The sequence below is a fragment of the Marinoscillum sp. HNIBRBA16962 genome (assembly GCF_057801515.1).
Genome location: NZ_CM173603.1, coordinates 5,428,286 through 5,441,673 on the forward strand (window position 1 = coordinate 5,428,286; position 13,388 = coordinate 5,441,673).

Consider the following 13,388-nt stretch of genomic DNA (forward strand, 5'->3'; position numbering starts at 1 on the left):
TGAAGGGGGCTTTCGGATCACCCCTTTAGGGGTCGGGCCGACGTGGAACGAGTAGTTTTAGGAATCGAAAAAATCTTTTCTCATTTCGTCTAAATGCATGTTTTTGATTATATTCAATTTCAGTCGAACGCTGGTATTTAACATCCTCTCATTTCTCCTCAAAAATAGGTTGGTCTGTATTGATTTCTTCAGAATAAAACTGTACCGCGCTATCATTCATTTTCGGATAATTTTTCTTCAGCAATGCAATCATCTCTGCACCTGCCAGCAAAACAGGACCATAGCCATGTGCTGCATAGACATTTACCGGACGATAGTAATAAAACGCCGCATCAAAGCCCATTCCTGTTCCAACACAGGTTCCTTCCACCTGCCCCTTCTCATTCACTTTTGATGCCACGGCATTCCAGGCCAGGCAAACCATCGGGCCGTACGCTTTAGCATCAACATATCCCCGGTTTATCGCCCGGGCAATTGAGTAGGTGAAAATGGCCGTTGCAGATGTTTCGAGATAGGAGTCGTTCCTGTCGATAAGCTGATGCCAGAAGCCCTGGCCGGATTGATATTGGGACAGCCCGTAAATATGTTTTTGCAGATACTTCAGGACTTCTTCACGCCCAGGGTGGGCTTCGGGCAATACCTCCAGCAGCTCCACCAGGGTCATGATGGCCCATCCATTTGCTCTACCCCAGTGAAATTGGGGATGCTCTTCCATATCCATGATATAGGCATGCATGTACAATCCTTTTTCCTGGTTAAACATGCGGTCAGAAAACTGCAATACCTGTTTCACCGCATCATCATAATATTTGGTTTCACCGGAATATTTACCCATCTGGGCAAGCGCCGGTACGCTCATAAACAAATCATCCAGCCAAAGGGAATTTTTCATAGGCCGGTTCCTGGCCAGGGTCCCGTCTTCAAGGCGGAGTTGTTTATTGCTGATGTAATCCATAAAATTTTGGATCATGGGATCAACATCTCCTTCAAAACCAGAATGCGTTGCCTTGATCATTGCCGCACAGACCGCCCCGGCATCATCCAACGCGTCGGGATGCAGAACGGACTTCATCGGATGACGAAAATCGGTCTGCTTTTTCTCGATTTCCACAAACCGCGGATAAAGCTCCGCCAGCAAGTTCAGTCTGTCAAACGTGTACTTTGCATATTTCGGATCGTTGGTGTGCTGAGACGCCAGTAACATACCGGCATAGGTAACCCCCCATTCGTAACTGACCAGCCTGAAATCACCCTGCTTAAAGGCAATTTCCGCTGACCTGTTTAAACGATCGAAATTGGTGATCTCCTCTCCTGACGCTACATCCACAATTGCCGGTGGTGTAGTGCTTTCCAGGTACTGATGGACTTTGTCCAGCGTACGGATGACTGACGCTTCGGTGGGTATGCCATAGGGAGTCTCATAATCCGGCTTTGACAAGTGCAATGGTGTATTGACGTCATTCGCTTTTTGAGCCTGCGCCAGGGTGCACACAGCGATCATAAAAGTTGCTAAAAGGTGCTTGTATTTTTTAATGGTCATAACAGATCGTTTTAATCTATAGATTAGTTTTTTGATACACTTCAATTTCAACAATGCTCAATATGCCTTCAGGCGTTTCCTTTTCTCGAAAACCATCCTTTACAAAATCTTTCTGCCCGGTTATTTCCACAATGTTATAGGCGTCTTCATTGATCGCAGTCCCTATCAATTTCACGGTAAGGCTTTTACCTGAGACAGGTTCGAAAGGGAAAGTTACGTAGCCCAGGCTTCTCGGGGTTTTTCCTTTGAATACTACTTTATCATCTACTTTTATTTCGACGGGATAGCTTCTGCGCCTCCAGGAATTCAATTTCATGACCACCTCGCTTACCTGATAGGTGGAGTCAAAATCATATTTTATCCATCCTTTTTCAACAATGCTATTATTGGACCAATTGGTCATTTCATTGTCATCGAAACTCATGTGAGCCTGATCACTGTTTAGTCCGGCTGTCGCTGAAACGATCTTAACCGGATTCCGGCTAATTGTAAATGAAGGAGTTAATGGTGTTGGTCCCTTTTTCAGATTAGATGGCAGGTCTGCTCCGGGAAGCATTTCAGCGAGTCCTCCTTTCACGTCTACGGGAACGGTCTCCAGCTCTATCGATGCAGGTTTCAGGCCTTTGGATTTTGCCGTAAGGGTTATTTTACCGGCGTTTGTTGTGGACCGGATCAGGGCTCTGTTCACCCCCAGCTCTACCGGAAGGTTTTTGGCCAGGATGTAGTTGTCCGGCCCCTGGGCAATGCCTCCCCGCCATTCTGCAGGGCCTTCTAAAGTAAAATCTATTTTATTAAAAGCAACAGGATTTCTGCGGCCTCCTTCATCCACTACCTCAACCTCAATTAGCGCCATATCCGAACCGTCAGCTTTGAATCCATTAGGATCCGTTATAGATTTTAAGCGAATAGCCACTGGTTCACCTGCTGTGATATTTTCATCCTCGCAGATTACTTTGCCAGATTCATCATAGCCAACAGCTTTAACCGAACCGGCTTCCCACTGGATGTCTTTGAACGTAAAAAGAAAATGGTAACTCCGCTCACCGAAACCCTGCGACTGACCATTGACGAAAAGCTCTACCTTCTCAGCACTGGACACGGCATATATGTCTTTCACTGTTCCCTTCTTATAGTTCCAATGCCCCAGGAGATGAGTAGCCGGTTTTTTGGTATCCACCCAGCCATCCCACATCACCTGATGCGCGAAAAAACCATCTTTTGGAATCCTCATCGGGTCGGCTTCACCACTTCTCCGGTAGTTTTCAGCGCCCCGATAATGAGTATTGGTATCTGTAAAGACGATGTTCACTCCGCCGGAGCTGACCCTTTTTCCGGTACCGGGTCTTTCCCGCCAGTAATCGTACCAGCGGATAATATTTTCGATAGCATGTGAGTCCTGGTTGCGGTTATACGGGCTGGCATCGGCTACTTTGCTTCCGTCAAGGTTTTTATGGGCTGTTCCGCCATCTCCATCTTTGTGATAGGGTGGGCTGTATTCATCCCAGTATTTTCTCAATCCCTCATCCCTGGAATATTCCATAGCCCACATAGGTATATCCGCACTTTTGTTGATGTACAACATCTCCCCACCGTACTCTGCTACTTCACTGTCCAGCATTTCACGACAACCAGCCGCCCGGCCTCCATACGGATCATACTGATCCCGAATGTTTTTAAGGTCCTGCATATGTGTTTCGCTGATATTTTCATTGCCTCCCTCGTAAAAAATAATACTTGGATTATTCCTGTTATAGATGATGGCATCTCTCATCAGCTCAACTCTTTGTTCCCATTGTCTTCCACCGATGTCCTTTTCTGCATCTCCCGCAGGCATTGCTTGTAGAAGGCCTACCCTATCGCATGATTCTATATCCTGCTTCCAGGGTGTTACATGCATCCATCGCACGAGGTTGGCATTGCTTTCCACCATGAACTTATTGCTGAAATCACTCAGCCAGGCAGGCACACTCAAGCCCACGGCAGGCCATTCATTGCTGGTACGCTGGGCATAGCCTTTCATCATGAGCACCCGGTCGTTCAGCTTGATCATTCCATCGGCAAATTCCGTTTTCCTAAAACCTGTCCGCGTCTTTACCTCGTCGACCACTTTTCCGTCGATCTTTAACCGGGTATATACATCATACAAATATCCATATCCCCAGCTCCAGAAGTTGAGCCCTTCGACTTCAGCTTCAGCCCTGGCTGTTGCCATCCCTCCGGGTGAAACGGTGACATTGTTTCCTTCCATGACCTTGATGACCTGCCCCTCCATGTCGCGTATCTCCACTTCGTATTGAAACGTTTTGGCTTCCAGATGCTCATTTTTCACCTGCGATTCCGCCGTTATCAGCGCTTTCTTTCCGGGAATATCAAAATCCCGGGCATAAACATATACCCCGGTTGTCCCTAGTGTAGCATAAAGAGGAAGCGTTTGGTAAAGCCTGTCTGAAACATGTAGGTACACATTTTTGGGTATTCCGCCATAGTTGGCATTGAAATTATCATTGTTCCACTGGTACTCTGTGTTGGTGTGAAGCTCGCGATAGTCCCAGGAATTGTCGATGCGGACGGCAATGGTGTTTTCTTCCGGACCGACCTGTATCAATTCACTCACATCAAAACCAAAAGCCATGACGCCATTGTCATGATGGCCTATGAACTTGCCGTTAAGATAAAAATCGCCTCCCTGCCTGATGCCTTCAAATTCCAGGAAAACCTTCTGTCCACTATAGTGTTCAGGTATGGTAAATGCTTTGCGATACCATGCAATCCCGGTACTGAGGTGGTGGATATCTATTTTAAATGCCTCGTCTTCATTCCAGGCGTAAGGAAGCGTTACGTTTTCCCACTGGCTGTCGTCAAAATCGATTGATTCTGCTCCTTCAGGATCGCCAACGTAGACTTTCCATTCTGAATTGAAATTATACTTTTTACGCGCTTCCTGACTGGCCTGTGATATGCCCTCCATAATAAAGAAACAGGTAAATAGTAGTATGAATTGGATTCTCATAGCAAATTAAATTTTAGGTTTAGAGCGATATTTTTAACATCAAAGTTGGCAGTTAGCAAAATCCAAAATGCGATAATATGCCAGAATAAATCACTTCCTGGGCATATACTTCTCAGGGTTTTCAATCATATGAATGCCTTTTGATAAACTGTTAAATTCAGAAAACTACCTGCCATAGTTTACTAATTTGGTTTTTTAACCACGTTTCAATATCCTATTCTATTTTGCCAACTGCCATTTTTATAAACTACCTTTTGCCAACTGCCAACTGCTATTTCCTTTTCCAAACAAGCACTCCGGCTGTCGGGATACGCTGATCGCCGATCAGGACTTCCTCTTCAGGTGAAAGTTCCATGTTGTATTCTTCGTCCGAATAGTTTAAGGCCATTCCAAACCCATCTCTATACTCCACAATGATCCCTTCCGGGTAATTTTCTATTTCGATCCCTAACTGATTATAGAGTTTTTCTAAAACAGCATATTCCAAATCACCCTCTTTACTGTCAGCTCCGACATAAGTGACACTTCCCTTGCCTAGTTGATTGAAGGTAACCGCAGGTTTGCCTGCATAGAAATCGTCCGTATAGACTCCCCAGGTCTTGGTGTCCTTCTCAGGTTTTAAGACATCTCCCCAGCTCGTCCAGGAGAAACTTTGATCCTCAAATTCTATATCATTGGAATCATATGATCTCAGCAAGTCATAAAATTCTATCTCGCCGCCAATGAGTTCATAAATAGGTTCGGCATGCCTGGCTTCCCACAAGTGTCCCCTTTCATCCTGATGGCCTGTCCGGCACGACATCACCAGATTACCCCCATTCTTTACATACTCAGTCAATTTTTGTATCAGAGCCCGGCTCATCTGCTGATAGGCAGGCAGTACCAATACCGGATATTGAGCGAAATCCATCGTATCCCGGATAAAATCGACCGGAGCTCCAAAGGATTTTAAAGCTTTGTAGTATTTCAATACATGCTCTTCGGTGTTCCAGACGGTGGTCTGTTTGTTCTGATTGATGGCCACCGTATTATCAGGATCGTACAATATGGCTGTCCTTCTTTTCAGGTAATCTTCCGGATCTTCGGATACAGGATTATAATTCTTTCGCAAAAGCTGAACCTCATCGATGAATTGTTGATATTCCAGGCCACCTCCTGTGGGGGTGACGCCATCAGGTCCGACGATACCATAGTGATACTGTTCATATCCATAGATTGGCGCTCGAAACCGGTAAGTACAGGTGAATTTACTTCCTCCGGCAAAGACATGCCATAGCCATAGCCGTACTGCGCCAGGCAGCGGCTGGGAGTTGATGCTGCCCCAGTTTACCTGTCCCGGCTGTAGTTCCATCACCCCATAAATGGGTGAAATCGGCCGGAAGTAGTCATTGGCCATAGCGATCCTGGAATACTCGCCTACCCGATACCCTTTTGGCCCAATCCCTTTGTGTTCGCCGTAAACCATATAGCGGGTATAAGTAATGAAGTCTAATTCTTTACTCATTCCAATAAAACTGGCATCATACATAGGAATGTAGTTGGTCGTTATCCACTGGTCAGCAGATGCATACTTTCGGATGGTTTTGGCTTGTTCATCCAGAAAAGTTGCTGTTTCTTCATTGCAAAACCGGTTGTGATCCAACCGCTGATAAAGGTTCATTCCCCATTGTGAATGTTTGGGGAGGTTAATTTCGGAAAATTCACTGTAGGTACCACTCCAGAAGTTCGTTCCCCAGGCTTCATTCAATTTATCAATGGTCTTGTATTTTTCTCTTAACCATTCCCGGAATCGATCCTGCGCATCCTCGCTATAATCAACTGACGGACGGGGTTCATTATCCAGTTGCCATCCCATAATCCGCTCATCCTGACCGTAATGTTTAGCCAACTCAGCGATCATTTTCTGGGAATATTCCCGGTAGTAGTTATTAGAAAAAGAAGCGTGCTGGCGGGCGCCATGGTCCATGGTAGTGCCGTCTTCCCGTGTAATCAAAACATCCGGATGTTTGCGGACCAGCCATACAGGAGGTGTGGCAGTGGACGTACACATGATCACTTTGAGGTCATATTTTGCGGCAAGATCAACGGCTTTATCGAGCCATTCAAAATCGTAAACGCCTTCTTCCGGTTCGAGCTGGGCCCAGGCAAATTCAGCGAAATGAGTGAATTCAAAGCCCATCTCTGCAATTTTCTTTAGATCCCTGTCCCATTGGCTCTCATCCCAATGCTCCGGATAGTAGTAAGCTCCTACACTCGTAAGCTGTTTTGTTGGAAAAGCATTTTCAAGCTGCTGGGCAAAACTGCTGCAAAAGGGAAAAAGCAATAGCAGGGTGATTAGTTTTCTTATCATAAAAACTTAAAAAATAATTATCGTGTAAATAAAAGGCCTTTATTTCTATGATCTATCATGTACCCTACCGATCTAACCCGGATTTTAAGACATTGAGCTTTGTTTTTCGAAAGTTAGATGCCACCTTTTCTGCAACCACTGAATTTTACATACAACAGAAGTTATCGGACATCAATAGTCATTTCCACCGGCTCAAGCCAGGGGGAAGTAAACTTCACATTCACCTTTCCTTCTTCTCCGGTAGCTTTGATGTAGGCAAGCATTCTTCCGTGATAAACCCGATGTTCATTATCGGTGTAGTCACTCATATCCCGGTTGTTGCTGGCTTCAAGACCAAGCAACGCTGCAGGCCCATCGATCTGACAGGTAACTTTATTATCCGACAGCATCACAGGAATGCCATTCTCGTCTACTACCTGGATCACTATTTGCGCCAGGCCTCCATCTTTGCTAATCGCATTCTCTCCACTGATAATGGAAACTGCATGAGGAGCTTGTGAAGTCTGTATGGCGTATCGTGCTATTTCATTGTTACTTTCATCAAGACCGATTACTTCCAGTTTTCCCTTGCGGAAAGGTATATCCCAATGGATCACTCCCGTTTGCTGATCATAATTTTTGGTTTCTCCGACCACCTCACCATTTAACTCCAGTCTTGCCCTGGCTGCATTTGTATAACATACTACCCGTATGGTTTGATCTTCTTCATAATTCCAGATGGGCCATGCATCGATTGAAAGCCTGTTCCTTCCTGTTGCGGCACTAGCCGGATAAGTACCTATGTAGGCCATTGGTTTAGCTGACCACAAAGACTGGCGGAAGTAGCCCCGTGGCTTAATAAAGCCGCCAAAATCCAGTAACCCGGAATAAAATCCTCTGGATGGCCACCTTCCCGACTCTCCCAGGTAGTCGATTCCTGTCCAGAGAAACTGACCAAAAATGTGATCATTCTCTATCACCGCTTTCCATGCTCCCATATCGTGCCTGTTTTCACTTCCAAAGATCACTCGCCCGGGATACTTCTCGTGATCAGACGCATACCGCTTTTCCGTGTAATTGTAGCCGGTAATATCCAATGCGGAAGGATATTCGGTTTCATTTGACATGGCTACACCCGCCAAACCAGCTGTAACGGGGCGGGAAGTATCATGGCTTTTCACTACGGCTACCAGTTTTTTGGCAATTGTCCCCAATTGCATGGCGTCCGGCGCATCCTTTTTATAGCCGCCAAAAATGGGTTGCGTAAAACCGTCTTCTGCACTGCCATCCAGTATGGGGTGAGAATAAGGATCATTTGGGTAATCTACTTCATTGCCGATGCTCCAGGCAAAAATGGAAATGTGATTGCGGTCTCTCCGGACCATGTCCGCAAGGTCCTGCTCTGCCCATTCTTCAAAAAAATCAAAAGAGCCCTCAAATCCTGGTGTGCCAACATTCCAACCTTCAAGCCATTTCCGTTTCGGAAATTTCCATTCATCAAAGGCTTCATTTAAAACAAGCATTCCAAGCTCATCACACAGCTCATAAAGGTCCGGCGCCTGCGGATTATGGCTGGTGCGGATGGCATTTACTCCTATTTCCTTTAAGGTGAGAAGTCTTCTTTTCCACACCTCGCGTGGTACAGCCGAGCCTAACACCCCTGCATCGTGATGAAGACATACTCCTTTTACCTTCATCCGGTTTCCATTAAGGGCAAAACCTTTATCAGGATCGAACGTGAGTGATCGGAAACCGGTCGTAGTGATCGTCTCATCAATCACTTTTCCATCACTGAGCAACGATGTTTTCAGTCGGTAAAGGTCAGGCCTATCGATACTCCACAATTGTGGATTTCTTACTTTTATATCTAGCGAAACCTTACCTTCCTGCCCTGCCTGCACTGAAAGTTTATCATCGCTTTTGCCTACTACTTTTCCTTTCGGAGAAACGAGTTCATGCCTCACGATCAGGTTGCCGTTTTGCTCTGACTCATTTTTTATCTCAACCGATATCTTCAGGGTTCCCTGCTTGGTATCAACATTTTCGGGATAAGCAAAAACGCCCCAATGTTTGATGTGAACGGGAGTGGCATAAACCAGCCATACATCCCGGTAAATGCCTGATCCGGTATACCATCGTGAGTCTGCCTCACGGCTATGGTCTACCCGAACTGCAATGATATTATCCTCGTCCGGTTTTAGATAGGGAGTGGCATCATACATAAAGGAGATGTATCCATTGGGCCGTTTCCCTAAGAGCTGACCATTGATATAAACTTCACTACGATTATAGACTCCTTCAAAATATAAAAACACCTTTTCTCCCCGCCTTTCTTCAGGAATGTTAATGGATTTTCTGTACCAGCCTATGCCTCCCGAAAGATAACCCATAGCGCTGGCTTTTGTGGGACTTAAAGGCTGCTCTACGCTCCAGTCATGCGGTAAGTCTACCGTTTGCCATTTTTCATCATCAAAACCTACCTCCTGCGCCCCCTCCTCATCATTGAGTTCGAACTTCCATTGATCATTGATGTTAACCGGCTCACCAAAAGAAACCTGGGCAACAGACGGGCAGGAAAACAGCAAGGCAGTTACTAAAAAAAACAATCGATATTTATATTCCATTAGTTTTTTCAAATTTAGATCTTCATACGTCCTGGCAGCTATCTTCTATGTCAAATGTACATGAAAGTAACTTTCCAATAGGTGTCATTTTATGAAAAACGGTACCACATTTTGATAATTTAGAGTGAAGAGAACAGGTGCTTTGCTTCCAGAGGCTTCGCCAGACCAAATGCACTTGATGAAGTCAGGTGATTCAACCCCTAAGACTGAAAGTTTGTCCCTGGTGCCAAGAACCGTATGAGCTGTTTTCAAATCAAGGATTGTAAAAATATAAATATGTTAATCCAAGATATAAATTTCCTTGATTCGGTATCATTTTCGCAAAACATCCCTTTTCATATTGAATGATATATAAAGAATGTCTTGATAACTAAACCTTCTAAAAAGTTGACCATAAATCTCCATTCAATGAAATCATAAGGAGGGTTGATAGTGGTGACGATTGATTTTGTGTTTGGTGACGTGAATTGACTAAATCTCATGTGTAACCAAATCTTTAACCATATGATCCATTTCTATCTTAAAAAACTGAGTTCCATTGGGGACGTGACGTTTTTAAAGCGATGCAAATTTTTAATCGTTTTGCTTTTATGTTTTATGCAAATTGAATCTTTTGCACAGAATGATGTAACCGACCTTTATTTAACAAATGCGGGGTTTAATACCAACTGTAACTATATCAGTGGTGACAGTGGAACAGTTGCTACAACTGATCCATCCAATGCCCATACAATAACCGGCTGGTCAGTAGCCGCTGCTGGTGCCTGGAGTGCAGCAGCAACTTTCGAATTTGGCTGGAATGGTACTTTTAATGGTGTTACTACACCAGCTTCTGGTTCGGACGGATCTCAGGGATCAGGACAGGGAGCAATAGGTTTAACTGCCGGATGGGGTGTTGATTTAGCCTACAGCCAACAAGTAACTTTACCTGCCGGGCGGTATACTATTGAAATAACCAGCGCTTTTCTGGGAGCTAATGATATTGCGGCAAATCTTACCGGGTGGATTGGCAATGATGGAAATGTTGTATTATCAGCATTCAACTCGGCCGCAACATTGGGTTCCTGGTATACAGATACGGTACCTCTTCGATTAGTTACTGAAACAACCGGAACCATTCAGGTAGGTATGCGACCGTATCAATCGGGGTCTACTTCAAATGCCAGAGTATTCGTTGATTACGTTAAGCTGATTAGTATGCCTGTGGATAAGGTGGAATTGCAGGCGTTGGTAGATTCAGCAAATGTTATGCTGGCCAATCCGGAACCAGTACCAGAAGGGTCAACGGTTTATGCAGATCTCAATACGGCAGTTACGAATGCACAGGCTGTATTAGATGATCAATCGGCAACTACCGAGACCATACTTGCTACTGAGGACGATATGAAAGCGGCAATTGCTGATGTTCATGCGGCCATTTTTGAAGCCAGTCTAACGGTGTATGATAATCACACAGCCACATATACCAGCCTGACCGACGAAAACATGCAGTTGACAGGTACAGGCCAGGTTACGCTAACCTCATCTACAGACCCGATGATTAATAGCGCTATAGATCTGGCATCTCCCGATGCCTGGGTTTATTTTGAAAATATGCGACCAGCCGAGGTTGTTAATTCCTATTTAACAAGTATAAAAGCGAATGGTGAAGATGCAGTACCAGGTACGAATATCAGAGTAACTAATTATTTGAATGGAGCGATGGTTATTGCTCACTCAAGCACTTACGCAGCAGCAACGGTGTTTGATGGAGCAAGTCAAAGTGGTTCTTCCATGGATCTTTTGATCAATCAGTACTATAAAACAACCGAGCTCGGATCTATGAATGACAATATTGAGTCATTTGTTTTAAAAAGAGGGTATATGGCCACATTTGCCAGTAATGAAGATGGCACCGGTACCAGTAGGGTATATATTGCTGATGATGAAGACATCATCGTAAACCTCATGCCGACAGGCTTGTCCAATACGGCCTCCATGGTGGTGGTAAGACAATGGAGATGGACGACCAAAAAAGGTTGGAGAGGCAGTTCATCAGATGCTGACAGGTTCAATGCCGGTTCACACTACGACTATAACAACACTTCTTATGGCACTTTGGATGTTGAGTATGTGCCTATGCGACATAATCCAAACTGGAATGCCTATGGCAACTTCCTGGATAAATTTGGCAGTACCCATGCGCTGGGCTATAATGAGCCTGATAATCCCGTAGATGATGGATATAGTACAGTAGCGGATGCTATTGCTGCCTGGCCAAATATGATGGCATCCGGGTTACGCCTGGGGTCACCTGCCACCACAGACGGAGGATTGAGCTGGACCTATGATTTTATAGACCAATGTGATGCACTGGGCTATCGTGTTGATTTTGTGGCATGGCATTTTTACAGGGCAGGATACACAGCACAGCAGCTTTATGATCAGCTATTAGCGGTTCACAACAGAACAGGTCGCCCATTATGGATTACCGAGTTTAATAACGGTTGTAACTGGACCTACAATGGTAATGAACCATCAGAGGAAGAAAATGCTCAGGTTATTGCAGAATTTATCGCCATGCTTGAGGATGCACCTTTTGTCGAAAGGTATTATGTGTGGGATGGTTGTAACGAATCCCTACGAATGACCAATTACGATGGCACTCTGAAACCTGCCGGTGTTGTCTACCGGGATCAGGTGTCTACAATGGCGTATTCTGCGGATTACTACAATAATTGCGAACCTGCAACCATTACTCCCTGGTTTCAGATAAACGGAGGTTCCTGGACTGCATCAACTGATGTAACCGTAAATGCCGGAGATGAAATCAGATTCGGACCTCAACCACTTGACGGAACATGGAGCTGGAGCGGATGCGGTACATCAGGCTCCTCACGAGAACAGGTTATTTATCCTACCAGTTCTTGTTCTGCTACAGCTACTCATACCACTGTTTGTGGTGCACAGAGTAGTGTCACTTATAATGTTACAGTAGGCTCTTCGGAGAACAATGCTGCCCCTGTGGCTTCCTTTACTTTTACCACAACCGATCTGACGGCCAATTTTGATGCCTCAGGAAGCTCCGACAGTGACGGTAGTATTGTGAGCTACGACTGGGATTTCGGAGACGGAAATGTTGGGACCGGTCAAACGACTGGCCATACTTACACAGCAAGCGGTGATTATACAGTAACCCTCACTGTAACCGATGATTCAAGTGCTACGGGTACGGATCAGCAGGTGGTTTCGGTATCAGGTGGCCCGGCCAGCCTGATTTACGTAGAGTCCATTGTAACAAGTACTTCAAATGTTGGAAAAGGCAACAAAGTTGGAACTGCGCAGGTATCTATCTCAGATGATCAGGATGGTCAGGTGGCTGGCGCTACCGTCAATGGTACATTTAGCGGTACTTATAATGAGACAGTATCCGGAGTAACCGGAGCTGATGGAGTCGTCAATTTCCAAACGACCGGCACGGCCAAAGGGGGTGTGACTGTCAACTTTTGCGTGGATGATGTGACTCATAGTAACCTGACATACGATCCTTCTCAAAATCAAATTACATGTACAGGTTCATCATCAAGACAAGCAATAGAAGAGGAGCTTTCCGGCGAAAAGGTGATGGTAACGGTATACCCTAATCCGGTAAAAGATCAGCTACACCTTTCGGGAATTGAAGAAGTTGTAGACTTGAATATTTTTTCGCTAGCTGGAAAAAATATGAAAGGGCACTTTTCACTTGATGACCATGTGGTGGAAGTAGGAGGCTTAGCTCCGGGGGTTTATTTCCTGAAAGTGAAGTTTAACGACCAACAGAACCTCATGAAAAGGTTCATTAAAATTAATTAGAATAGAAGTAATTTTTTAACAGAACAAAAGAGCCTGCTGATTTAGTGGGCTCTT

At 45.0% G+C, this 13,388-nt stretch carries 5 protein-coding genes; 1 reads left to right on the top strand and 4 read right to left on the bottom strand.

The genetic code is table 11. The features are described from left to right. Positions 1-148: 148 nt before the first annotated feature. The 4 genes from AC3E9V_RS22580 to AC3E9V_RS22595 form a co-directional block, all read right to left on the bottom strand. Positions 149-1,540 (bottom strand): glycoside hydrolase family 88/105 protein, encoded by a 1,392-nt coding sequence (locus tag AC3E9V_RS22580; protein WP_488750437.1) that lies wholly within the window; start codon positions 1,538-1,540, stop codon positions 149-151. 16 nt (positions 1,541-1,556) lie between these two features. After that, positions 1,557-4,550, bottom strand: coding sequence for a glycoside hydrolase family 2 protein (locus AC3E9V_RS22585; protein WP_488750438.1), 2,994 nt, complete (start codon positions 4,548-4,550; stop codon positions 1,557-1,559). 271 nt (positions 4,551-4,821) lie between these two features. Next, positions 4,822-6,900, bottom strand: coding sequence for a beta-galactosidase (locus tag AC3E9V_RS22590; RefSeq protein WP_488750439.1), 2,079 nt, complete (start codon positions 6,898-6,900; stop codon positions 4,822-4,824). Between the two features lie 161 nt (positions 6,901-7,061). Continuing rightward, positions 7,062-9,503 (bottom strand): glycoside hydrolase family 2 TIM barrel-domain containing protein, encoded by a 2,442-nt coding sequence (locus AC3E9V_RS22595; protein ID WP_488750440.1) that lies wholly within the window; start codon positions 9,501-9,503, stop codon positions 7,062-7,064. Positions 9,504-10,100: 597 nt separating this feature from the next. On the opposite strand from AC3E9V_RS22595, the gene AC3E9V_RS22600 reads away from it, so the two are divergent. Next, complete coding sequence (locus tag AC3E9V_RS22600; protein WP_488750441.1) at positions 10,101-13,334, top strand: glycosyl hydrolase; 3,234 nt, start codon at positions 10,101-10,103, stop codon at positions 13,332-13,334. Positions 13,335-13,388: the final 54 nt, after the last annotated feature.

Coding starts and splice junctions, on each gene's coding strand:
- AC3E9V_RS22600 (WP_488750441.1), top strand. CDS start 10,101: ATGCAAATTGAATCTTTTGCACAGAATGATGTAACCGACCTTTATTTA.
- AC3E9V_RS22590 (WP_488750439.1), bottom strand. CDS start 6,900: ATGATAAGAAAACTAATCACCCTGCTATTGCTTTTTCCCTTTTGCAGC.
- AC3E9V_RS22595 (WP_488750440.1), bottom strand. CDS start 9,503: ATGGAATATAAATATCGATTGTTTTTTTTAGTAACTGCCTTGCTGTTT.
- AC3E9V_RS22580 (WP_488750437.1), bottom strand. CDS start 1,540: ATGACCATTAAAAAATACAAGCACCTTTTAGCAACTTTTATGATCGCT.
- AC3E9V_RS22585 (WP_488750438.1), bottom strand. CDS start 4,550: ATGAGAATCCAATTCATACTACTATTTACCTGTTTCTTTATTATGGAG.